The organism is Candidatus Stygibacter australis, assembly GCA_030765845.1.
Classification (GTDB): Bacteria; Cloacimonadota; Cloacimonadia; order Cloacimonadales; family TCS61; genus Stygibacter; species Stygibacter australis.
Window position 1 is genome coordinate 22,276 of the sequence record JAVCDJ010000263.1, and the last position, 25,462, is coordinate 47,737.

Annotated in this window: 22 protein-coding genes; 15 read left to right on the top strand and 7 right to left on the bottom strand. The window is 39.5% G+C overall.

Annotation, left to right across the window (positions count from 1 at the left end):
* Nucleotides 1-84 precede the first annotated feature (84 nt).
* From rsmI to RAO94_13165, 4 genes are read left to right on the top strand one after another with little or no spacing between them, the layout of a single operon-like run.
* Nucleotides 85-792: a 16S rRNA (cytidine(1402)-2'-O)-methyltransferase gene (gene rsmI, locus RAO94_13150; GenBank protein ID MDP8323289.1), complete on the top strand. Its 708-nt coding sequence runs from the start codon at nt 85-87 to the stop codon at nt 790-792.
* Nucleotides 789-2,123 (top strand): replication-associated recombination protein A, encoded by a 1,335-nt coding sequence (locus RAO94_13155; protein ID MDP8323290.1) that lies wholly within the window; start codon nt 789-791, stop codon nt 2,121-2,123. Before rsmI ends, RAO94_13155 begins: the two co-directional genes overlap by 4 nt.
* Nucleotides 2,124-2,125: 2 nt before the next feature.
* On the top strand, nt 2,126-4,525 hold the full coding sequence (locus RAO94_13160) for a prolyl oligopeptidase family serine peptidase (GenBank protein ID MDP8323291.1): 2,400 nt from the start codon (nt 2,126-2,128) through the stop codon (nt 4,523-4,525).
* Between the two features lie 5 nt (nt 4,526-4,530).
* Nucleotides 4,531-4,875 carry a hypothetical protein gene (locus RAO94_13165; protein ID MDP8323292.1) on the top strand — a complete coding sequence of 115 codons (345 nt, stop codon included), beginning with the start codon at nt 4,531-4,533 and terminating at the stop codon, nt 4,873-4,875.
* Nucleotides 4,876-4,949: 74 nt separating this feature from the next.
* Here RAO94_13165 and RAO94_13170 read toward each other — a convergent pair whose 3' ends face one another.
* Complete coding sequence (locus tag RAO94_13170) at nt 4,950-6,443, bottom strand: FG-GAP-like repeat-containing protein (GenBank protein ID MDP8323293.1); 1,494 nt, start codon at nt 6,441-6,443, stop codon at nt 4,950-4,952.
* A 645-nt stretch (nt 6,444-7,088) separates the two neighbouring features.
* On the opposite strand from RAO94_13170, the gene RAO94_13175 reads away from it, so the two are divergent.
* The 5 genes from RAO94_13175 to RAO94_13195 all read left to right on the top strand — a co-directional run bounded on the left by RAO94_13175 (nt 7,089) and on the right by RAO94_13195 (nt 12,439).
* A complete protein-coding gene (locus RAO94_13175) occupies nt 7,089-8,645 on the top strand; it encodes a carboxyl transferase domain-containing protein (protein MDP8323294.1) in 1,557 nt (518 codons plus the stop codon).
* Nucleotides 8,646-8,653: 8 nt separating this feature from the next.
* Nucleotides 8,654-8,824: a hypothetical protein gene (locus RAO94_13180; protein ID MDP8323295.1), complete on the top strand. Its 171-nt coding sequence runs from the start codon at nt 8,654-8,656 to the stop codon at nt 8,822-8,824.
* A gap of 17 nt (nt 8,825-8,841) precedes the next feature.
* Nucleotides 8,842-10,749 carry a pyruvate carboxylase subunit B gene (locus tag RAO94_13185; protein MDP8323296.1) on the top strand — a complete coding sequence of 636 codons (1,908 nt, stop codon included), beginning with the start codon at nt 8,842-8,844 and terminating at the stop codon, nt 10,747-10,749.
* A 304-nt stretch (nt 10,750-11,053) separates the two neighbouring features.
* Nucleotides 11,054-11,683, top strand: a complete 630-nt coding sequence (locus RAO94_13190) for a SatD family protein (protein MDP8323297.1) — start codon at nt 11,054-11,056, stop codon at nt 11,681-11,683.
* A 30-nt stretch (nt 11,684-11,713) separates the two neighbouring features.
* Nucleotides 11,714-12,439: a DUF3307 domain-containing protein gene (locus tag RAO94_13195; GenBank protein ID MDP8323298.1), complete on the top strand. Its 726-nt coding sequence runs from the start codon at nt 11,714-11,716 to the stop codon at nt 12,437-12,439.
* A gap of 354 nt (nt 12,440-12,793) precedes the next feature.
* Here RAO94_13195 and RAO94_13200 read toward each other — a convergent pair whose 3' ends face one another.
* From RAO94_13200 to RAO94_13225, 6 genes are all read right to left on the bottom strand, one after another.
* Nucleotides 12,794-13,786, bottom strand: a complete 993-nt coding sequence (locus tag RAO94_13200) for an acyltransferase family protein (GenBank protein ID MDP8323299.1) — start codon at nt 13,784-13,786, stop codon at nt 12,794-12,796.
* Nucleotides 13,783-15,024, bottom strand: coding sequence for a glycosyltransferase family 39 protein (locus tag RAO94_13205; protein ID MDP8323300.1), 1,242 nt, complete (start codon nt 15,022-15,024; stop codon nt 13,783-13,785). The genes RAO94_13200 and RAO94_13205 overlap by 4 nt, the downstream gene beginning before the upstream one ends.
* An 84-nt stretch (nt 15,025-15,108) precedes the next feature.
* On the bottom strand, nt 15,109-17,967 hold the full coding sequence (locus tag RAO94_13210; GenBank protein MDP8323301.1) for a T9SS type A sorting domain-containing protein: 2,859 nt from the start codon (nt 17,965-17,967) through the stop codon (nt 15,109-15,111).
* 176 nt (nt 17,968-18,143) lie between these two features.
* Nucleotides 18,144-19,142, bottom strand: coding sequence for a type I glyceraldehyde-3-phosphate dehydrogenase (gap, locus tag RAO94_13215; GenBank protein ID MDP8323302.1), 999 nt, complete (start codon nt 19,140-19,142; stop codon nt 18,144-18,146).
* A gap of 20 nt (nt 19,143-19,162) precedes the next feature.
* Nucleotides 19,163-20,137 carry a class II fructose-bisphosphate aldolase gene (locus RAO94_13220; protein ID MDP8323303.1) on the bottom strand — a complete coding sequence of 325 codons (975 nt, stop codon included), beginning with the start codon at nt 20,135-20,137 and terminating at the stop codon, nt 19,163-19,165.
* Nucleotides 20,138-20,192: 55 nt separating this feature from the next.
* Nucleotides 20,193-21,878 (bottom strand): peptidyl-prolyl cis-trans isomerase, encoded by a 1,686-nt coding sequence (locus RAO94_13225; GenBank protein ID MDP8323304.1) that lies wholly within the window; start codon nt 21,876-21,878, stop codon nt 20,193-20,195.
* 100 nt (nt 21,879-21,978) lie between these two features.
* Here RAO94_13225 and RAO94_13230 point away from each other — a divergent pair, with 100 nt between their 5' ends.
* The 6 genes from RAO94_13230 to RAO94_13255 all read left to right on the top strand — a co-directional run.
* The gene (locus RAO94_13230) at nt 21,979-22,452 is read left to right on the top strand and encodes a PTS sugar transporter subunit IIA (protein MDP8323305.1); all 474 of its coding nucleotides are present in this window, start codon (nt 21,979-21,981) and stop codon (nt 22,450-22,452) included.
* Nucleotides 22,453-22,461: 9 nt separating this feature from the next.
* Entirely contained in the window at nt 22,462-23,415 is a 954-nt protein-coding gene (locus RAO94_13235) for a PorV/PorQ family protein (protein MDP8323306.1), read from the top strand.
* Entirely contained in the window at nt 23,415-24,206 is a 792-nt protein-coding gene (locus tag RAO94_13240) for a hypothetical protein (protein MDP8323307.1), read from the top strand. Before RAO94_13235 ends, RAO94_13240 begins: the two co-directional genes overlap by 1 nt.
* 108 nt (nt 24,207-24,314) lie before the next feature.
* A complete protein-coding gene (locus tag RAO94_13245; protein MDP8323308.1) occupies nt 24,315-24,767 on the top strand; it encodes a hypothetical protein in 453 nt (150 codons plus the stop codon).
* Entirely contained in the window at nt 24,733-25,080 is a 348-nt protein-coding gene (locus RAO94_13250) for a cupin domain-containing protein (GenBank protein ID MDP8323309.1), read from the top strand. The genes RAO94_13245 and RAO94_13250 overlap by 35 nt, the downstream gene beginning before the upstream one ends.
* Nucleotides 25,081-25,255: 175 nt before the next feature.
* The coding region (locus tag RAO94_13255; GenBank protein MDP8323310.1) for a hypothetical protein at nt 25,256-25,462 on the top strand (207 nt) is incomplete at its 3' end.

The window sequence follows — 25,462 nt, forward strand, 5'->3', positions numbered from 1 at the left end:
GCAAGTTCAACTTAAATTAGTGTTGATTTGTGAATTATTGATTTTGCTTGACTGGGGTGGATAATAAAATAATCTCCACCGGATATGGAAATAGAAAAAAATATTGAATTTGAGCGACCGGCAATATATGTGGTGGCTACGCCGATAGGTAATCCCGATGATATTACGCTGCGAGCTTTAAATGTTCTCTCCAGCGCGGATCTGGTGATCTGCGAAGAACGGAAAGTGGGTTCCAGGCTGTTGAGAAGATATGGCTTTAAGCAGGAAATGCTGGAAGTGAATGAGCATAATGAAAAGACTATAGTCAACGAAATAATTCATAAAATTATCTCAGAAAATCTGGCAGTAGCCCTGATCTCAGATGCTGGTACGCCTCTTTTTGCTGATCCTGGGAATACCTTGATCCCTGTGGCATATCAGAGCGGGATCAGGATCATTCCAGTACCGGGAGCATCATCAATCATGGCTGCTTTAATGGCTGCCGGGATAACTTCTGCAAGTTTTTTATATTACGGATTTTTACCAGCTAACCGTCATAGCCGTGTGGGAGCTATTCGCAAACTTCCCAATGATCTGGATATAATTATACTTGAGGCCCCTTATAGATTGAAACCGGTGCTGGCAGATTTGAAGAAGCATTTAGGTGGTAAACGCCAGGCTGTACTTGCCTGGAAGCTTACTTATCCAGAGGAGCAGATCATTGAGAGTGATCTTGAGAATCTGGTGAAGATAGCAGAGCATCTGGGTAAAGGAGAATTTGTCCTTATTCTGAGGGCAAAGAGAAACCGATGAACGAGCAGATGGACATCTTTTCGGAAAAGCATAAACCTACCAATGTGCCTCTGGCAGAGCGCGTTCGCCCACTGTCATTAGCAGAAATCAAAGGGCAAAATAAATTACTGGAACCGGGTTCGCTATTGCGTACTATGATCGAGCAGGATAATTATTCCTCCTTCATTATGTGGGGACCTCCCGGGACGGGGAAAACAACTCTGGCTCGCCTGATCCAGAATCTAACTAAGAGCCGTTTTGTTTCATTTTCGGCAGTGCTATCCAGCATAAAAGACGTGAAAAATGTGATGAAGGAAGCAGAATATAATCTGCAGACTACCAATTGCAATACAATCCTCTTTGTGGATGAGATACATCGCTTCAATAAATCGCAGCAGGATGCTTTTTTGCATTATATCGAAAGTGGAGCAATTATTTTAATAGGAGCTACAACCGAGAATCCGTCTTTTGAAGTGATACCTGCTCTGCTCTCCCGCTGTCATGTGTTTGTGCTGGAGAAATTAAGTGATGAAGATATACTTGGCATTTTGCAGCAGGCGATCCAGCAGATACAAAAGCCGGTAAACCTTTGCGAAGATGCTCTTCCCTATCTGGCTCAGCATAGCGGAGGAGATGGTCGCAAAGCTTTGAATAACCTGGAAATGGTGGTTAATAACGCTGCTGCAGGAGAAGATCTTACAGTGAGCAGGATTGGTGAAATCCTGGCCCGGCAGATCATGTATTATGACAAAAACCGTGAGGAGCATTATAATATAATTTCTGCTTTGCATAAATCTCTGCGGGGTAGTGATGCTCAGGCTGGATTATACTGGCTGGCGCGGATGCTGGAAGCCGGGGAAGATCCGCTTTATGTAGCAAGGCGACTGGTGCGCTTCGCTTCAGAAGACGTGGGACTTGCTGACCCTCAGGCACTTATTCAGGCAATAGCGGTCAAAGAAGCAGTCCACTTTTTGGGTATGCCGGAAGCAAATACAGCCCTGGCGCAACTTGTGGTATATCTGGCGACAGCACCTAAGAGCAATGCCTTGTATGATGCCTATAAGCAGGCGAAGGATGATGCCCTTAAGAGCAGTCATCTGGGCGTGCCCATGCATATCCGCAATGCTCCCACAAAACTGATGAAAGATCTTGATTACGGCAAAAACTATCACTACGATCATCTATATGAAAATGGCTATTATTACCAGAAATACTTTCCTGATCCCATGCCGGAAAAGAAATATTATCAACCCAGCAATTTTGGCTTTGAAAAAGAAATCAGGAAAAGGCTGGACTGGTGGACAAGACTGAAAGAGAAACAATTAAAAGATAAAAAGGATAAGAATACTTAATTATGCAGGAAATTATCATATTATTCGTCGTACTTTTGATAGTACCAGCACTTTTGACAGCAGATGGTTATAAAACGCCTTCAGATAAAATACAGGAAATTTATAATATCCCGCCATTGCCTTATATGCAGTTCATTAAATATATGCCAATTGCCCTGGAAAAGGAATATTTGCGGAATGTCACTCTGGCTGATCTGGCACGGGAAGAACTGGGGCTTGCTGGTGAGAAAATTGACCCGGCCATCAATGGCGTGCATGATAAATATCCTGAGACGGTTATCAGGCTGGTGAATCTGGAAAATGGTGAAAAGCAGGAATTAGCCCTTCCGGAAGGCATCAGGATCAGGAGCACATCCCTTTCACCTGATAGAAAATTACTGGCAATAATTAGCGAAGAAGAAGATGGAATATATCTGGGTATATATGATCTGGAGCGTAATAAATATCGGGAATTAAAAGAGCTGCGCCTTAATGACGCAATGGATATTGACCTGCAATGGTATAATGATAACCGGCATCTGCTGGCAAAATCTGTACCAGAAGACAGAGGCGAACGTCCCTCTCCTCCTAAAGTTCCAGAAAAGCCTATTATTCAGGAAACTTATGGCAAAACCAGCCAGACGCGCACCTATACCAATCTTTTACAGAACAGCTTTGATGAAGTGCTTTTTGAATATTTCTTTACTTCGCAGGCAGTGATCATTGATGCTGCAAAATTGAAGTATAAAGAAATTGGTGAACCTGGAATATATAGCTGGCTAGAGCTTTCGCCTGATAATAATTATATATTCGTGTCTCAGATCAATAAACCATTTTCCCGGGAATTACCCTGGTATAGATTTCCTCGTCAATATAAGGTCTGGAATAAAAAAGGCAAAACAGTAAAGATACTGGAAGACAGACCACTTACGGATCAGATACCTATTGGTGGAGTTTATGCCGGTAAGCGCAGTTTTGAATGGCAGCCGCAAATGCCTGCCAGCCTCGTCTGGGTGGAAGCTCTGGATGATGGTAACCCAAAAATTGAAGTCGATCACCGTGATAAATTAATGATTTTAGAGGATATAGAAACAGGCGAAGCCTGTGAATTTATGAGATTGCAGCAACGCTTTCGGTATATCCAGTGGTCAGAAAAACCCGGCTGGTTCATTGTTTATGAATATGATCGTGATAAATTGTGGCAAAGAGGCTGGCTCACTGATCTGGATGGTACTGAACCTGTAATCATTGATGACCGCAGTATTCAGGATCAATATAATTTTCCCGGCAGCCTGCTGACCCGCAGAAATGAATATAATCAAGAGCTTTTTATCCATCAGGATAATCACGTGTATTATCTGAATAATAAAGGTGCCAGCCCGGAAGGTCGCTATCCTTATCTGGCAAGAGTTAATCTGCTGACTAAAGAAAAGCAGATTATTTTCCGCAGCAGAGATGGCTGGCTGGAAACTCCGGTTTGCTTTATAGATGATAACTTCAAGCAATTAGTTGTCAGTGCTCAAAACCAGGATAATCCCCGAAATTATTATGTGTATAACACGGAATCAAAAGAAATCCGCTGGTTGACTGATTATCAAAATCCCTATCCAGAATGGGCAAATATTCCTAAAGAAATCATTTATTATGAGCGTGCAGATAGCGTGATGCTGTCCGGTACATTGTATCTGCCACCAGACTGGGATGGAATTACGCCTCTTCCCCTGGTGGTCAATGCCTATCCAGAGGAATATACTGATCTATCTACTGCCGGTCAATCAAGTAAATCAGCAGACACTTTCACCTATTTTTCAGGTGCCAGTATCAGATATTTTGCTTTAGCTGGCTATGCTGTGATAGCTGATGCTTCGATTCCCATTATCGGAGATCCCGAGACCGTTAATGAAACTTTTATCAGCCAAACCTGTCTTTCTGTGAAGGCAGCGATCGATCATCTGGCAGAAAGAGGGATAATAGATCCTCAGAAAGTGGGCATTACCGGGCACAGTTATGGTGCTTTTATGGTGGCAAATGTGCTGGCTCACAGTGATATTTGCGTGGCAGGAATAGCCAAAAGCGGTGCTTATAACAGAACCCTGACCCCGTTTGGTTTTCAAAGCGAAAGACGTACTTTCTGGGAAGCCAAAGAATTTTATTACCAGGTTTCGCCCTTTATGAACGCAGATAAAATCAATGAACCACTCCTTTTGATCCATGGTGAAGAAGATGATAACAGCGGAACATATCCCATTCAGTCCAAAAGATTATATGATGCTATCAAGGGTAATGGCGGAATATCGCGACTGGTAATGCTGCCTCTGGAAAAACACGGATACAGTGCCAGAGAAAGCAACCTGCACGTTATCGCAGAAATGATCGAATGGTTTGACAGATTCCTCAAAAATGCTGAACCAGCAGGAGATTGATCTGGATGATCAATTTAGAAAAACTGGAAGACTCCTTTTCTCAGATCGGCACCAGCAGGATACCGGTTTTTATCGACATATATCTGGCTTCCACAAAATCTTTTATTCACGACTTTGAGAAGTTTTATAAAAAGAGGCAAACAGATTATCTATATGACCTTGTGCATAAAGTGAGAGGGAGTACAGTAAATTTTTACGATACCGAACTGGATAATATCCTCATTAACCTGGAAAATAATTTATTGCAAAGTCCACTACTAATAACTGATGAGGACGTGTCACTACTCAAAACCAAGTTTAACCAATTTAGTCAGGAACTGGCAAGCCTGAAATCAAAGTACCGTAAATAAATATAATAGCCCCGGTTTGAGTGAAGCGAATACCAGGGGCTATTAAAGTGTATCTCTTAATTTAGTTCATTCTCTTACTTAAGCAATAAACATTTATTCATTCTCTCAATCTCACCATTAACTGCTATTTGATAAAAATATACTCCCGAACTCACTTTCCTGCCACGATCATCTTCACCTGACCAGACCACAGAATGCTTACCTTTTGACATTTCATTAGCTATTAATGACTTAACTTTCTGACCTTTGATGTTATAAATATTTAATACGACTTCACTATCAAAAGGCAATTCAAAACTGATTGTAGTAACCGGATTAAAAGGGTTAGGGTGATTATTAATTTTCAATTTTACATTTTCAATTTTAAATTCATCGCAGATGACCTGCGGTTCTTCTACAAAATTACCTGTTCCATCATTAAAAAGTATGTGAACCGAACCCGTATCAGGTGGTGGATTATAAAAATCAGTATTTAATGTAATTATATCATTCCAGCCATTACCATCTAGATCGGCTACATAAGATTTGTGTGAACAAATACCGGTATAGTAATTAACTGGATCCTGAAAGGTGCCATCTTGATTATTGAATAAGATATAAGTGTGGAATAATTCATAATCAGAATTTGGATATGAATAAGAAACATTATATACTACATCAGGAAATTCATCATTATTAAGATCAGCGACAAAGATACAGTTCATGGCTTCATCTATCCACTTTGAATAATTTAAATAGAAATTGCCATTTCCATCACTTGCGTAAACCTGTAATCTTTTTTGAGTGCCTGGTATTCCCCAATCTACCCCTAAAATTTCATTATTTCCATTATTATCAATATCTGATATTTTGATATCACATATAAATGAAGATACACTATCAACTTCAAACGGAACAAAAATTGAGGGATAATTATAAAATACAATCAGATCAGATCCACATATTACTATATCTTCTCGATCATCTTCATTCAAATCACCACAAGCAAGACCACCAGGAGGATTTTCCAGATTATAATATATCGGATCAGAAAATTCTCCTTCGCCATTATTATCCAATACTCCCCATAGAAACCCAGTATTTGAAATAAACGAAATGTTTGCTATATTTTGAGTATGAAATATCTCATATTGAGATAAAGTAACTAGATCATAATAACAATAGACTGTATTATACCAATTATAAAGGTTATAATCGAAGATAATGTTAAAATAAGGAAGACCGATATTTTCATCATAATCCAATGTAATAATATCCGGAAAACCATTATTATTTATTTGATCTAACTGTAATGATATCTCATAATGATAAGTTGAGATTGTATCAAGTAAAACAAAATCACCATTACCATTATTATCTAATATTGATATCATTCCCCAATGATTCCCATGATAATGTTCATGTCCGAGTATTATATCTAAATCTCCATCCTGGTTTATATCTGCTACATCAACAGATGCCGGTTTATTGGGCACTAAATACTCAGAACAGGATAATTCAGAAAATAGAAATACAAATATTACAACTATAGAGCTGCTAATTGAATATACAATTTTCTTATTATTCATACTTATCCCCAATTTGAATATGCATCCATTCTATTAATTCATGATATCCTAAATATTATTTTAACGCAATTCCTGTCAAATATTTTTAATAAAAACTTACTGTCTTAGAGATACTATACGTGGCATAACCTCTAAAATTAGTCAAAAAGCTCAATTGTATTTAAGGCATATTTTTAGCGGAAATGTCAATTTCACTTATTGGTGCAAATGATGATATTATTTGCACATAATAAGCCTGATTTTGTCTTTTACCTTTATTTATCAATAACTTAGGTTGAACAGTCTTCATTTCAATAAAATCATTTTTTGCGATGCCAATACATTTCCAGCATCAATTAATCTATACAAATAAATTCCAGATGATACCTGATTATGATTATTATCAGTTCCATCCCATACCACTAAATAAATTTCATCCCGATATATATCGGGATGAATTTTGAATGATTTTACTCGTTGTCCTTTGATGTTGTAGATATTTAACTCTGTGTTCTCTGTGACCTCTGTGGTTAATAGTCTTACATTCAAAATTCAAAACTCAAAATTCAGAATTAATAACCTGTTGCTATTTACAACTTTTTTCTTTACATATTTCACTCAAATATAAGTTTCACAACAAATATTCACAAAAAATCAGGAGAGTTTATGAAAGTATCTGAAAAGATTGAGCAGTTACAGCAGAAAGAAGCTCATATCAAAGCTATGGGTGGCGCAGCTCGGATCAAGAAACAGCATGATAAAGGCAAATTAGATGCACGAGAACGCATAACCCTGCTTTTTGATGAAGGTTCTTTTCGCGAAATCGATATGTTCGTAAAACATCGCTCCACCAATTTCAATATGGCAGAAGTGGATGTACCCTCAGATGGAGTAGTAGTAGGTCATGGTCTCGTTAATGGACGCCCCGTATTCGCCTTTTCACAGGATTTCACTTCCCGCGGAGGATCACTGGGAGAGATGCATGCCGCCAAAATATGCAAAGTAATGGATCTGGCAGCCAAAGCCGGTGTACCCGTAGTGGGATTCAATGATTCCGGTGGAGCGCGCGTGGAAGAAGGTGTTCAAGCCCTTAAGGGTTATGGCGAGATATTCTTCCGTAATTCCCGCAGTTCTGGCGTGATACCCCAGATATCAGCGGTCATGGGACCCTGTGCCGGAGGTGCTGTATATTCACCAGCCATGACAGATTTTATCTTCATGGTAAAAAAATCCAGCTACATGTTCATCACCGGACCTCAGGTGATCGAGACAGTTACAGGAGAAAAGACAACCTTTGAAGAACTGGGTGGAGCGATGGCTCATAATTCCAAATCAGGAGTTGCACATTTTGCCTGCAATTCAGACGAAGATGCCATCGAACAGATCAAGATATTACTCAGCTATCTACCTTCAAATAATCTGGAAGACCCGCCACATGTACTCATGGGCGATGACCCCACCAGATTGTGCCCTGATCTGGATACCATTATCCCCGAAAATGCTCAACAGCCTTATGATATGAAGGATATAATAAAATCAATAGTTGATGCCGGGGAATTCTTTGAACCGCATGAATATTATGCTGAAAACGCTATCATCGGTTTTGCACGTCTTAATGGCCGAAGCGTGGGTATCATCGGTAATCAGCCCATGTTCCTTGCAGGTTGTCTTGATATTGATGCTTCAGATAAGATCTCCCGCTTCATTCGTTTCTGCGATGCCTTCAATATCCCCATAATCACCTTTGTTGACGTGCCGGGCTACCTGCCAGGCTCGAATCAGGAATGGGGTGGAATTATCCGTCATGGTGCCAAGCTGCTCTGGAGTTACAGCGAAGCTACAGTTCCCAAACTTACTGTTGTAACCCGTAAAAATTATGGCGGCAGCTATATTGCCATGTGTTCCAATCATCTGGGGGCAGACATGGTGTTTGCCTGGCCCTCAGCCGAGATCGCAGTTATGGGTGCACAGGGAGCCGTGAATATCATCAGCAGTTACCGTCAGGAGATCAAATCTTCAGAAGATCCACAGGCAAAGCGTCAGGAAAAGATCGTTGAATATGAAGCAGCTTTCAGCAATCCTTATCTAGCAGCAGAGCGTGGATATATAGATGCCGTGATCAAACCAGCCGATACGCGGATTCGCCTCATAGATGCCCTGGAGATCATGAGCACTAAACGAGAATCCTTACCTCCCAAAAAACACGGTAACATCCCTGTTTAGAGGCAGATATGACTGATAAAAGAAAAAAAAAATTAAAAGCTGCTATTGCAGCAGTGACATATTACCTGCAGGAAGAATCAAACCTGCAGACAAATAAAACCAATTACTGGTTACGCAGTGGACGTGAGATGACGATGACTAATCGCTATCTTGTGCAGATGCGTAATTTCAAACGATAATTATTGGAGGAAGTTTAATGCAATACGATAAACATGGCGTTCTGAAAATGACTGAAATGCGCTACGAAACTGACCGCCCTCAGGCAGAAAACCCGATAAAGATTCAAGACCTTACCTTCCGCGATGGACACCAATCGATATTTGCCACTCGCGGCAGAACAGAAGATATGCTGCCGGTGGCAGAGAGAATGGATGAAATTGGCTTTTATTCCATGGAAGTATGGGGTGGTGCCACCTTTGATACCATGCACCGCTTTTTAGCTGAAGATCCCTGGGAAAGGATCAGAACCCTTAAGAAATATATTAAGAAAACCCCCTTCTCAATGCTTCTGCGCGGTCAAAACCTGGTGGGTTACCGCAATTATGCTGATGACGTGGTGGATAATTTTGTCCAGCGAGCATCAGATAACGGGATTGATATTTTCCGGGTATTTGATGCTTTGAATGATTTCAGGAATTTTGAAGCTGCTGCCAAAGTGATCAAGCGCAATGATAAACACTTTCAAGGTACTATCTGCTATTCTCTCACAGAAATGAGAATGGGCGGAGAAACCTATAATATTGATTATTATCTGAATAAGGCAAAAGAACTGGAAGAGATAGGCGTAAACTCAATCTGCATCAAGGATATGGCAGGTCTGGTTTCCCCTTATGATGCCTATAACCTGGTGAAAGCACTTAAAGCCCAGACTGATATCCCCATCCACCTGCACACTCATTTCACTTCCGGTATGGGCGATCTGACACTGCTAAAAGCTATTGAAGCTGGTGTGGATGTCATCGATACCTGCATGTCACCATATGCCTATCGCACCTCGCATCCTGCAGTGGAACCTCTGGTGATCACTCTGCTGGGTACTAACCGCGATACCGGTATGGATATTAAAAAACTCGCTGCTATCAGCAAAGATATGGAAAAAACCATCCCGAAATACAAGCACTTTGCCAATAACACTAAATTCTCCATTATTGACACCAATGTGATCCTGCATCAGACACCAGGAGGTATGCTGAGTAATCTGGTGAACCAGCTTCGTCAAATGGATGAGCTTGATAAACTGGATGCCGTATTTGAAGAACTGCCCAAAGTCCGCCGTGATTTAGGACAGGTTCCCTTAGTGACACCTACCAGTCAGATAGTTGGCATCCAGACCGTCAATAATGTACTCTACGATAAAGAAGAACAATACACCCAGATCACGCAGCAGGTGAAAGACCTCTGTTTTGGTCTTTATGGCAAAACCACCCTCCCCATTGATCCCGAAGTGCAGAAAAAAGCTCTTAAGGATTATCCTCGCGGAGAAACTCCAATTTCCTGCCGTCCCGGTGATGAACTGGAACCGGAAATGCCTCAGGTGAAAGCATCAGTAAAAGACCTGGCAAAAAACCTTGATGATGAATTAATAGTTGCTTTATATCCGGTAACTGGCAAGCGTTTCCTGAAATGGAAATATGGACTTGTAGAAATTCCTCCGGAAGCAAAAGCCATAACTCTGGAAGATGTGAAAAAAGAGCAGGACATGATCGAAAAAGCTAAATCTGGAAAACTCACTGATGGTGGCAAAGCACCTGAAGACGTAGCTACCAGACCTTTTGATGTCTATGTAGATGGAGAATTGTTCCACGTGGAAGTTGCTGATCCGATGAATAAATCAGGCATCAAAACTCCCAGACAAACGACTCCAAAACAGAAAGACGCAGATTCAGATGGTGCTAAAACTCTCACTGCCCCCATCCCCGGCATGATCAATGAAATTAAGGTGAAAGTGGGAGATACCGTCAAAGAAGGCGATGCCGTGGTAGTTCTGGAAGCAATGAAGATGTTCAACAATCTGGAAGTAAACTTTGCCGGAACAGTAAAAGAAATCAAAGTCGATGTCGGTGATTCAGTCGGCAAAGGTGATGTACTCATCAGCTTTGAATAAATTAATTACAGAATCCACGGTTGATAAATCAACCGTGGATATTTTCAAGTCGAGACACATATCTTACAACGTAGCTTAATCGTCCCCGATTAAGTTCAAGCAACTATCTAATAAGTTTGCAGTAAAGCAATTACTCCCGGGAAAAGATATTTTCTTCAAGGAAAGCCCCCCCCCCTATTACAACCCCTGAGGGTTGTAATAGCATAAATCAACCCCCAGAGGTTGTATTTTATTAGTTTTCTATTGACATTGATACTCCTTTCTATATGTATTGACGACAGATATTAGAAATAAGGAAAATTTTATGAAATACGCTGTATTAACAGGTGACATAATAAAATCACACAAATTAAGTGTAAAATTAAGCAAGGTTCAGGAATTGCTAAAATCTATTCCAGAACAGTTCAATAAAAAATATGGTAAAAGCATTGAATCTAACCTGGATATTTTTCGGGGAGATAGCTGGCAACTCATCTTATATCAAGAAAATTTAGCTATTCGATTAGCTTTATTTATTAAGGCATATTTACTATCAGAGCAAAATGTTAGAACTCGTATTTCGATAGGGATAGGAACTGTAGATAAAATCGAAAAGAATAATGTAAGTGAATCATTTGGGAAGGCATTTGAATTGTCAGGAAAGGGTCTCGATAATTTGGATAATCAGCAGGAATTGTATTTGGCTACAGAGGATATTCATATGAAAGTAGAGATAAAATTTCTTGATTGTATTTTTAAGAAAATCACTTCTCGCCAGGCAGCAGCACTCAGATACGCTCTGCTTGGTTATAATCAGAATGAAATAGCAGAGAAATTAGAACGTAAAATGTCTAATAATAATATAACTCAACAAGCAGTAGCAAAACTATTAAAAAACAGTTGCTGGAAAGCTGTTAGTAACTATTTAGAATCTTATGAACAAGGCAAAATTTAGGAACTTACCAATAATATTCCTGGAGAAATAATGATTCAATTGTATGGTTCGTTAATATTTTGTCATTTATTGGCAGATTTTGTACTACCTGTTAAGAAACTATCCCAAAAAGGGTTAACAGCCTTAGCATACAGCGCAATTCATGTTTCGTTAGTGATTCTCATTTTATTATTGAGTGGAGATTATGATAATTATGGGATATTCAAACCTGTTTTCCTGGGAGTAATTTTCATAGAATACTTGATTATTGGTCTAATCAGGAATACATTAGCTAAGAAATCTAAAGATCATATAGTTTTCATAATTGAGCAAGCATATCATTTTATGATTTTATTAACGATAGCTTATTTCTGGGATAATAATTCTTACTTTTATTGGGATAATGATTTCTTTTATTCTATTATTGCCTGTGCCACGGGGATAATGGGTATAACCCTATTTTCTGGTAAACTGATGAAACTGGTAACTGATGACTTTATAAATCAAAATGTTAGCCTGAAAGAAGATATTGAATCTGGTCTTATAGAAGGTGGCAAGTATATTGGTATTTTAGAAAGAATTCTCATATTTATCTTTATCCTGATAGATCAACCCTTAGCTGTTGGCTTTTTAATAGCAGCTAAATCTTTATTGCGTATTGAATCTGATCCTAAGCACCATAGAAGAATGGAATACATTCTCGTAGGTACTTTATTCAGTTTCTTACTTGCTCTTCTTTTCTCGTTATTCACCAAAGAACTTTTATCTGGATTTTAGACACCATCACAAACGACAATAAAACTTAGAACAAGTAGTAATTATTTTGCCCAGCCAGAGATCTGAAACCTGAAATACTATCAGGAACCACAAAAATAAAAAACATCTCACAATAAAAACCCTCCCCTGACTCTCACTCCTAAATATCATACGCTTTAAATATATCCCCTATAACCCGTACTTAAGGTAGAACAACAAAGCACGTAGTGACATTTTAATGTGAGTACGTGCTTTGTTGTTCCGGGTTATAAGCACTTTGTGGGTTAAGTTATTGGGAGATATAGGATTTATGGGTCTTATGGGACGTATAGGGCTTATATGTGGGATTTTGGGGGAATGGGGAAATATTTTAGTTTAGAATCTGGTGATTTTTGTGATAAATGATGTGTAAAAAATTGAAAATACGTAACTGATGAGGAAGGAAAATAATATCGTGAGCAGATTAACTGGTAAATTTGCTGAGCGCGAAATATTGATGATGAGAGTATTGATCAGGATGTGGATGAGGAAGAAAGAATATGAAATTCGGGAAGTGTAGAGAATAAATTTATTTAGGGGAATGATCCTGAGCTGGAAAATAAATACGGCAATTGCCAGGTAACCGATGAGGGCGGGAATATCATTGAATACCTTGCCGATGCTGCCAGCTTTAAGGGCAAGAAATGCGTAAACCGGCAGACAGATCGCAGCAAGGAGCAGAAAATGCCAGTTTTTGATCTTATGCTGCAATTTATCGATAGATACAAGATGGGCAATCACCATACCGAGCATGAATTCCCAGGCATATTGGAGAAAGAAACTATTCCAGGCACGAAGTTCAGATTTTCCGAGAAGTGTTACAATTATCGCCCAGATGATGCCAATGGCGATACCTGTGGATATAAAAACGAGATCAGAAGCACGTTTTTTGAACCAGGCCAGCAGATGGAAAATCAGATAAAGCTGGATTATAGTGGAAATAAACCAGAAATGTCCACCATAGGAGCCAGTGATCGCGCTATCAAACATTTTGTAGAGAAATACATGTCCAGCCAGGGCGTACCAGGAAGATTTAAATATGGGAATGAACTGCGTAATCAGAGCTGATAGCAGCACAATTATAATATAGGGAATATATACTCTGGCAAACCTTTTCTTGAGTAAAACACCATAATTAAGCGGTTTGCGGAGAAATGAGAGATATAAACCAAACCCGGAAACAAACAGGAAGGCATGCACCCCTGTTCCGCCAAACTGGATGGCTTTTTCGATAACTCCGGAATAATGCAGACTATTCAACAGATGATAGAGTACAATGGTGATAATGGCATAACCTTTAAGAAAATCTACCAGTTCGAATTTTTTCATGGTGTTTTAGCAGTAATATTTCTTTGGATTTTACGCTTGATCCTGTCAGTCCAGAATTCAGAAATCACCGTGGCAGCCAGCAGTATAAAGGCAAAATCCGTGATCAGCCGATAACGTACAGACACAGCAATAAGTCCATTCAGCAGGCAATTGAGCAGGGTGAGACATAAAAGAGCAATAATGAATCCATCTTTGCGATTTTTGATAAAGCCGATGATACCCAGGATCAGAAAGAGAATATAGGGTATGGCAGAAATGAGTTTGAACTGGGGACGGGCAAAACCACTGGTAGTAGTAGTTCGGGGGAAAGGATTCCAGAGATCAAGCTGTTTGAAGAAGGCAAGTTTGAGAGCTTTAAAGGGGTGAGTTTTAATGAATCTGAGTGCTTCTTCCTGGGCTATGTTTTGTATTTCTTCCTTATTGGCAGCAGAATCAAGACGTTTCTGGATTGCTGGTGGCAGCGGGTAATCGAGTTTCACTCCAATAGTGGCATTTTGATTATAACTCATCAGCAGGTTATAACCTCCAGCGGAGGAGAATACGGGTTTCCCGTGGACTGAATTATTTCTCATCATCCAGCCGAATACTGCCAGAACAGGGATTATGCAGATAAGCACACCGATCATCAGGAACTTTTTAAATTTCCAGCCGGACTTGAGCGAAACATAGAAAACAAATACGGGGATTGTGAAGATGGCAGTGGGTCTGATCATAACTGCAAGGGCAATAATGACACCGGAAATGAGCAAATAATACCATTTAGGATCAGCACCACTTTTTAGCATCATCCAGGCAATGACAGGTATCAGGTATAATAATATCGCCTCAGGATAGAGTGTGAGAGGCACATAGATGTAGAAGGGGTAGATCAAAGCAAGAGCAGCCATAATAAGCCCGGTCTGCTCATTCCTCCAATCCTTGCCTATACGGTAGAAAAAATAAATAAATACGGGAAACAGCAGAATATGAAAGATCCTGATACTGATCACGCGTGGACCTACGATCTTTATCATGCCAGCCAGCAGATAGGGATAACCCGGAGAAAAATAGAGATTCCTTTCATTATCAATTGTGCTGAAAGATTCTCCCTGGGCAAGCTCCCGTCCAATTCTAACGTAGTCCTGAGGATCAAACCACTTCACTTCATCAGGAGCCATGCCAATAAAGAGCAGAGCAAGCTGCAGGAGAATCCCGGCAAGCATGATCAAGATCAGTATTATTGAGCCATTATTTTTCATTTTCCCTCCCATAAAGAAAAAACCCGACAACAGATATTAATCTGTTGCCGGGCTATACTATCTAAATAAGAGTGATCAAGTCAATTACTTGAGCATGATCATCTTACTTGTTACAGTCTGATTTTCTGTTTCCAGTTTGTAGAAATAAATACCGCTGGTAACAGGATTACTGTTATCATCAGTACCATTCCAGGTCACAAAGTTTTCTCCGGCAGTCATGAAGCCATCAACTAATGTATTAACCAACTGACCCTTAACATTGTAAACCTTAAGGCTTGCATATCCGTCTGAAGGGATATTCATAGCGATAGTGGTTTCAGGATTGAAGGGATTAGGATAATTGCTTACAGCAGCAGTTGCTGGAGCAATTTCTTCTGATGTTTCACCAGTAGTGGGAACAACGATCGCGCGGATCATAATATTACCATCGCCAACAGCTTCCCAGTCAATGCCAGGAGGAGTACCGGTAGTAATCCAGCTCTGACCCATGTTATCAGTATCCAGTCCGAGAGAGGCAAGGTTAGCCATCTCGAACACAGCTACATAGAAGCTGCCTGAACTGAATGAAAGAGAATCTGGAACCACTATAGTATTCCAACCTTCATGCAGGTTAGCCGGAGTAATACTGAACTGAGCAAGATAATCAGCACCAGGCATTCCACCTTCATCAGGGAATACGCGGAATACAAACTGACCTGTATTCATTGTTTCGATATATACTTTGATATGAGTAAGTAATCTTGAGCTTGGATATACGGGAGTGAATTTCACAGCCATATACTGAGCAATACCTACATTAAGACCTTCTTCTGCAGTGCCATCATCATAAGCGATTTCTACAGCATCTTCATCAAAGATATAAGCCGCTGCTTCATTACTTGCAGCACCATCAAGACCATCATAAAGAGCAGTAACTACATAATAGTTCCATGCTCCAGCTTCAGGACTTTCATCAAGATAAGTAGGAGTATCAGAAGGATCTACAGTACCGACATTAATATAATCTCCACCACTTTCCAGTGAATGCCATACAGTGTACCCGGTTACTTCACGCTCACGCGTAACTCCGGCAAATACAGGTAATTTACGACCGTCAGCTTCCACGAAAGCGTGGATATTCCAGTTGGCATCACTGCCACCTGCGGCTAAGGAGAGCCAGGATCCTGGAGTAGAAGCATACCAATCTCCTTTACCGACAACTGCTGGTCCGGCATCTACACCAGCAGGATAAACTCCTACAGCATGTTGTGCAGAATATCCAATCCAGTATTTCAAACCGCTTTCTACTTCCACGGGATTATTAAGAGTTATTGTGTTCCAACTATTACCAGTAGGAGTATAAGCCTGGTTCATAAGTTGATTTGCACCATTATTGCCCTCCCAGATGTAAACGTTCATCGAGGTGGGAAGATCATAAATATAGACTTCCATTTCAGTTAGGAAACCACCAATATAAGGCAACATGTCATTCTGATCAAAACAGGCAGCAACATAAAGATTCCCTCCATCTGTAAAACCAATTGCATCGCTATTTACACCGTCATCCCATTGCAGCCAGCCTTCTTCGCCACCAACAGTGACGGGATCCCAAGTCAGGAGAACTTGATCATCAACCGTAACTTCTGCCATCAGATTTTCTGGAGCTGGACCCAGATAAATTTCTTGAGTTACAGAGAAGTTATCAATTCTGAGACCACCGGGAACTACTTCATCAGTAATATTTGAATGCATTCCAAAACGGAACTGGACGTCGCGTCCAGCCAGCATTGAGATGTCAGCATATTCCACACCCCAACCTTCAGTAAAGAGGGTCCAGGTATCAACAGCACCAGTAAATACGTAGTTAGTTCCTCCTGGATCACCCAGAGGATTAGAAATTGAGTTCCATCCAGTCCATGCGCCACCATCGGGCATTGAACGAACTTCTACATGGATATAATCACAATCTGGGAAAGTACCTGCATCAAGCAGAGTTTCGCAATAAATATCCCAGGTGAAAATACCATCTGCTGGCAGATTAAATGATGGAGAAACAACAAAATTGCTCATACCAGGCAGGTAAGTGCCAGTTCCTTCATCAAAGCATCCAACCGCATTTATTGGGCTGGGAGCCATAGCATCTTCATACACGTGCCAGAGATTTCCCACAACAGCTCCACCATATCCGGGAACCATTTGAGCATCACCAGCGGCACCATCACCATCAGAAACAAATTGTCCGGCATCGGTATCAATTTCAATGTCATCAAGTTTAAATCCGAACATATCAGGATCATCACCAGTGCTATATGCAGGATCAGAAGCAAAAGCAAAACGCAGTTTTACACTGTCACCAGCATAAGCTGAAAGATCAAAATTTGCTTCAGTCCAGGCAACCCATTCAGTAGAACTTCCCCATCCAGGGATACCTACACCTTCATTAAATTCATAACCGAAAGAATAGAAACTTGAACCATTATAGGCAGGAGTTCCTTCGATAGGAGTCCAGGTGCTGCCACCGTCAGTAGAAATACGGACATTGGCACCATCCCAGGCATTGTATGGTGGGTCTCCACCAACATCTTCGCAGCTCAGAGCGAACATAAAGTTCAATTCCGGGCTATCTGCAGCCAGTGTGAGAGTGGGAGTATCCAGAATCAGATAACGGTGATCTGTATAACCACCAAGTTCTTCGTCACCCATCCACCATGAATCGCCGTCATAGGCACCTACGTCGCTGATATGCCATGCTTCATTCCAGTCTGTGGGAGCGGTTTCGTCGTAATATTCCCAGTCTCCAATTCCACCTTCAAAATCTTCTTCAGTAATCGTGATAAAGTCACGAGCATGAGAATTTTGACGGCTGAAAAGAGTAGGGTTAACATCTTTAACTCTTACCGCATTGTTAGCGAACAGAACGGAAGCCAAAGCGACAACCAATAAAACAGTGAGTAATTTTTTCATTACTATCCTCCTTAGAAATATAATCTCATTTATCTTGGAGACATTTGTTATTGTTTATATCTAAACCCTAAATTTTTGTCAAATATTTTTCTTAATATTTGATAAAAGGTTGTTGAAAGGTTAATTTTCCTCTCAGGCGATATGTAGTGTTCTTTCATCTTAAGTTATTGATATGATTAATCTTCTGCCATTAATTTTACAAGATCAATGACTCTTTGGGAATATCCCCATTCATTGTCATACCAGCTCAATAATTTTATCATCCTGCCGTTCACCATTGTGCTTTGGGCATCAAATATTGAACTGTGCGGGTTATGGATAATATCAGTAGAAACCAGTGGTTCTTCTGAATATTCCAGGATGTTTTTGAGATAACCATGGGCAGCATCTTTCATCAGAGAATTTATCTCATCAATGGAAGTATCACGCTCCACATAAATTACCACGTCCACCAGCGAAGCATTGGGAGTGGGTACCCTAACAGCCAGACCATCTATCTTCCCCTGCAGTGATGGAATCACTTTTCCGGTTGCCACAGCAGCTCCAGTGGAAGTGGGAACAATATTTATTGCTGCAGACCGGGAACGTCTGAGGTCGCTGTGGGGAGCATCAATGAGCCTCTGGTCTCCAGTATAACTGTGAATAGTTGTCATAAAGGCACTTTCTACCTCAAAATTATCAGTGATCACTTTCATTATGGGAGCCAGACAGTTTGTAGTACATGAGGCATTGGATACGATCTCATGTTCCGGCTTCAAAGCTTCATTATTTACTCCCAATACAATAGTGGCATCCACATCATCTTTGGCAGGAGCGGAAATGATCACTTTCTTTGCTCCGGCTTCCAGGTGTTTTGCAGCCTGTGCTCTTTTACGAAATACACCAGAAGATTCAACAACATATTCTATATTCAAGTCCATCCAGGGCAAATTTGCCGGATCTTTTTCTGAAAACACCTTTATTTCATGATCATTCACAATTATCATATTTTCCATATTGGACACTTTGGCGGCTAATACTCCATGCACGGAATCATACTTGAGTAAATGAGCGAGAGTTTTGGCATCAGTGAGATCATTGATAGCTACAACATTGAATATATCCGGTTGCTCAAGCATCCCTCGATAAACCAGACGACCAATTCTCCCAAAGCCATTTATTGCTATATTAAGCATTATTTCCTCCTTAAATTACTTTAAACCAGGATTGATTTTCCAGCACTGCCAGAAATTTCAACCTGTTCCTGTACTGCTTTCGAACACCCTTCTTCTGCTTTAAAAATCCATTTACGCGGATCGAATCTCTTTTTATCAGGAATATATTCTTTTTCAGAAATACCCGCTGGTTTCACGATTGAGTCCTTTTCCTTTTCCCAATATGCCTGCACAGCAGAAGCCATTTCCATCTGATACATCGTGTCCTTATTGATTTTCACCACTCCATTGGCTATAGCGTCCTGCTGCTGACGTGCTGTGAGTCCACTGGCACCATGCAGTACAATACCTGTTTCCACATTATTGGCAATCAGCAGATCATCAATTTTTTTAATGAGATCAAGCCTTAGAACAACTTCGCTTCCTTTGGTTACTCCATGATTTGTTCCTACACTGGCAGCAAATAGGTCTACTTTGGTTTTTTGCACAAATTCCAAAGCTTCTTCGGGATTAGTGTATAACTCAGTATCACTGACGATTTCATCTTCAGAGCCTTTTATGTAACCTATTTCTCCTTCCACCAGTACACCATGCTTATGGGCAATTTTGACTACTTCAGACGAAATACGAATATTTTCTTTGAATTCTTCTTTGGAAGCATCAATCATAACACTGGAAACCAGATTGTTTTCTATGCAATATACTACGAAATCAAAATAATTAGGCGTGGCATGGTCAATATGTAATCCCACTCCGGAATGCTTATATTGCTGTGCCAAAGTTTTTATTATTGTACTTATCAACTGAGCACCGATATTCATATCCTGAGTATCACCAGCAGCAAATTTAACCGCTCCACTGCTCATCTGCAGCAGCCCATCTGATTGTTGCTGTTCATATCCCTGTAATACGCCTCTTATAGTAAAATCAAAAACCATATTTGAGGCAATAATCCCAAAACGCTGTTTTTTTGCTTTAAGAAAAACTTCTTTTAGCTGTTCTCCAGAGTAAAACACATTGTCCCCCTTTATTTATCTACAATCCAAGACTACAATATAATGGATTTTTGAACTATTCCATATTTTCTATAACGTTGCTCTTTCCATTAAGCTCATCAATCATATATTGAGCATCGTCACTCAAGTCACCCTGAGGGTATTTATCTATCAATTCCTGGAAGATAGTTATTGCCTTGTCTTTGTCCTTGATCTCTTCAGAATAAAGGAAACCCTTCATAAACATTGCTTTATAATCATCTGAGCCATTTTGATAATATTCACATATCTGATCATAATAGTAGATTGCATCGTTATAGCGCCTTTTTTTCTGGGCATTCTCGGCATTAGTGAAATATTCTTCTGGAGTGAGTTTTTCTATCAGATTATCTTCTAGTATCTCCAGATTAAATTTCTTTCTTAGATCAAGGTCAGCAGATTCAAAAAGCTCACGAGATCTATCTCGCCTCATCTCATTTTCGATCTGTACTTTGGCATCATCAAAAGGAGTTGCTACTGGCACTGTATCTTCCAGAATACGGAAAAATACGTAGTATCCTTGAGCACTTGTTAAAATATCGCTGAGATCTTCCGGGTCTGTTTTGCCATAATCCACATCCCACACTTCCTCACACCAGAGAGTATCATTTCCACATTTAGGAATAATATTGTTTTTATAGATATGATCTAATTCACCATTCTCAAACTCAAAAACAGAGCTCTCGAGTACAGCATTCAATGACTCGGTATCACCTTTCTTAAGCGCTTTTTTTACCGTCTTTCTGGCTTTTTTTGAAGCTTTTTCATCTTTGAAACCAAATGCCTGGATCTTACGGAAGGGTTTGGTGCTAAACTTTTCAAGGTTATTGTCATAATATTCTCTGATGGTCTGGTCAGTTACATCAATCTGATTTGTAACCAGACGATTATAAGTTTCTCTCAGCATCATGTTTCTTTTTATCATTGGCAAAGTTTCCAGCACTACAGGATTCTGGTCAAAGCCTTCTTTGAGCGCTTCGTGATAATAGAGATCCATCTTAGTCATTTCATGAATTGAGTTCAGTCTTGATTCCTTACGCAAAAATGGCTGCTTATTTCTATTCGGCAAGCCATCGTAAAGCTCTTTTAGATCAGCTATGGTCTTATCTATATCAGGATCATTACTTGTGACGTATTTCTGGTCAGCAATAGGATCAATTGTGCTTTGGTCATTAAAATCAAGTGAATCGAGAAGGTCTTCATGAATGACAATATCATATTTCTGCCACAGATCAGCATCATATTTTTCAAAAAATTCTTTTTCTACCTGAGGACGATATTTGTTTTCCACCATCGTTTTGGATTCATCAAATGTAACTCCCGGGTACTCATCAAGATGTTCCAGAAAATATTCATAAAGCTCTTCATCAGTAATTTTGATCTCATCATTTTTAAGATATTTCTGATATTCTGTATAATAGGTTGATTTTATCTGGTTGGTTATTTTTTTCTGAATATCTGGATCATTTTCCAAACCCAAAGTAAGTGCTTCCTGATAAAACATTTCCTCTGTACATAACTCATTTAAAAATTTAACCTTACCTTCATAGGACTGATATCTGCCCTGATACATTACAGGAATCATACTTAGTCGCTGATTAAATTCTTCCATTGTGATCTGACCTTCTGAATACTTCGCCAAAACTGTCTCAGGTGCAATTTCAGCTGAAATTGCGGTAACTACAATTAATACTGCCAATATGATCAGTAATCTAATTTTCATGCTCTTTTCTCCTTATTTAAGTTACATTACTAAAGCAATACAGCAGAAAAAATAATTGACTTATTCAGTCAAGTAAATAAATAGACAAATCAGGAAGATAATGGAGGTTGTTATCTATATGGAAAGCGTGTTTCGATCGGATTTTACCCTGGCACAATATTTGGCAGTAGATAAGAAGTCCTTTCTAAAAGAAATGGCAGATTTCCTGGCTATGAAAAAAGTAGTTAGTTCTGCTGATGACTTTTTCAAGGTTATTTGGGCACGCGAAAATGTAATGTCAACCGGAATAGGCAGGGCAGTTGCCCTACCACACGGCTGCAATGAAACAGTACTGGATTTTGTGGTTACTGTCTGTCAATTAGCTGAACCCCTTCCCTATGATTCTATCGATCAAAAACCCGTCTCGCTGGTTTTTCTCCTTGCTGTTCCTCCCTCCAGACAATCAAATTACATGAAGCTGCTGGCTGCAATTTCAAACTTTATCAGGACTCCTGGTAATCTTGACCAATTACTAAATGCAAAAACTAAAGAAGAAATTTTTAACCAAATCAGTAAGATCAAAGTAGAATTTTAAGAGGAACAGATGAAAAAAATATTTATTATTATACTCCTAACTGGCATTATTGCAGTTAGTTATGCTGCCGATGAAAACGCAGGGACCACGGGATTTACTTTCTCCCGATTATCATTCTCACCCAGAGCTTCTGCCATGGGCTCAGCATATGCCGGAATCGCCAATGATGCCGAAGCAGTGTTTTTTAATCCCGGAGGATTGTATCAATTGCAGGATTCCCAACTTAATGCTGTCTATATGAGTTACCTGGATGGAATTAATTGTGGCTCACTAATTTTTGCCAAGCCAATTGATGATCGTTCTGCTTATGCCATATATTCCAGGTTTTTGTCAACTTCTGAAACCAAAACCCTTAGTGATGATCAGGGTAATTATCTGGGAACCGACGGAACATTTGGATTTTTAGACCTGGAAGCCGGGGGGGCATTATCATATCATATCACAAACAGCTTGAATCTGGGTGCCACAGCCAAAATGCTCTTTGAATCAATTGATGGCCATTCAGCCTCTATGTTTGCCGTTGATCTAGGTATTTATCATATCACAGAAAACGAGAATCTTCATATCGGTATTTCCTTACGGAATCTTGGATTTCAGCGTTGGGCTTTTACCTCATCAGAATATGAAGAAAACCTGCCTTCTCTGGTCGACCTGGGTTTTGGATTCCAGATCAATCCCAAAATTCTCCTGGCAGCAGATTTCTATAAACCATTTAAAAATGACTACTACACACGCTTTGGTCTGGAAATAGCTCCTATGGAAAATCTGAAAATTAGAGCAGGATATAAAAGTGATGCCGCTGACTGGAAAACAGGTGGCTCCGGTGAAAAACTGGCAGGATTAACTGGTGGTTTTGGGATCAACTGGGACAGATATGAATTTAGTTATGCAATTCTTTCCTATGGTGATCTGGGATTGGTAAATCAGCTGGGAATAAATTATAAATTAAAAGGAAATAAATAATGAGATGCAAAGGAATAGATAAAGCAGAAACTAAGAAACAAGGTAAAACACAATACTGCAATGAACAATTACATCCTCATCAGATCTACTGTCAAGTATGCGGTCACGCCTCGACCGCTCTGAAAACTGATCTTTCTGCCGCAAAAAACTTCTCCGAAACCTGGCAGAATCAAAAAGAAGAATACTCAAAATCACTGGGATTGGGACTTTTGATAACTTTGGCATTCATAATTCCTATAGCAATATTATCCTATGTTTTCAGAGAAAATTATTGGACTACCAACCTGATCTTACTATTTCTGGTTCCCTTTACCCTTATCCCCTTTGCTCAAAAAGATGATCTTACTGTCTCAAAATACTTAGCAAGTATCAGATTTTATCCCCAATTCTGGTTACTCACTCTAATTGCTGAATTTTATTTCTTTGTTCTCAAGGTTATCTGCACGGGTTACCTCCTCGATATTATGGTAGATCCGGTTCTTCATATTGTCCGCCTGATCATGGTGCTTTATGGTATTGCCTGCGTTATTCCTATTCCGTTCCTGATGGTTGAAAAAAAAATCGATCCCATTCGCGCAATAATCTTCAGCATCAAAGCAGGACATGAAACCAGATGGCAGCAATTCTTTATCTCTTTGCAGGTTTTACTCATTAACTTATTTGGTGCTATCTGCCTGCTGGCTGGTCTTCTGGTATCATTACCTCTTTCTTATAAATTGATCAGAAACTATTATCTAAAAATGGAGGAATATGAGCTCTTCATTTCTCCTAACCCCACTTTGGATATCTGATAATTGCAGGATCTTGTTTTTTTAAGTGAAAAAATAATTTATATTGGACAAAGAATATCATTTTCAAATTTTATTGCTAATATAAAATTTAAATGAGGGAGTTGAAGGATGGATACAAGTAAAAGATACATTAACATGTGCAGAAAAGCTGATGAAGTAAAGGCACATTGGAAACCGGAACAGGGTGATTATTTTTATGGTGTTCCTCAGGATTTTGCTGATATGGAATTTGAAAAGGGACTTTACAGGTTTTTGTTATGTGAAGATGAGTTTTACAGCATAGTTCCTGATAATTATAATATTAAAACAAAAGAATTTACCGGCTTTGGAGACGAAGATGAAGCCGTATTTTTACCCAGACAGGATGATCTGCAGAATATGATTGATTATGAATTACCGTATGACTTGATCAAAAATTTTAATACCTGGGTAGACGAATTGGATATTTCTATGAGAGAAAGATTGCAGACTCTCGAGCAGATCTGGCTTGCTTATGTAATGTTCAGAAACTATAGTAAAATCTGGAATGGAAAAGATTGGGAACATGTCAGCTTTGCCTAATTTTTTTGAAGATCTGCCTGAATTCCCCTTTCCGAAGGAAATCTCGCAAATAATATTCGATAAGCAGCAGATCAGGATTGAAAGGATTGTTTCTGCAGGGCAGGCATCCCCTCCTGGATTTTGGTATGATCAACCGCAAAACGAATGGATCTTACTTCTATCAGGCAATGCTGTTATCAAATATAGAAATCCTGACGAGATATTTCAGCTCAAGCCTGGGAGTTATCTTTATATCCCAGCTCATCAATTACATCGAGTGGATAAGACCTCTGATGCTGAAAACACTCTCTGGCTGGCATTTTTCTTCTCCTGATTTCGGGCAATTCACGGTAAAATGCCCGTTTTTGGGACTATTTTTTTCAACGCATAACAGCAAAGATATTACTTAAGTTACTGAAAATCATGGAAATATGTATTGTTAATAAAAAAATTAAACTTTGGTTTGAAAATTGCATTATTTACTTTGAATTAAATTTTGTGAGGTATATATGAACAGCCTGGTAAAAGACCCGATAAAGAGAAAGATTTTTATACTGGTAGTTCTGTTTATTATTGTTGCCTTGAGTATCATAGGCAGTAAAATATTTATGGATAGCATTATTGGTTATTTTCAAAAAAGAGCCTTAAACACTGATTCCCTTTTAGACCTTAACCAGGTGATATATCGTCATTTCATGCAGATTCAGCGTGATTTT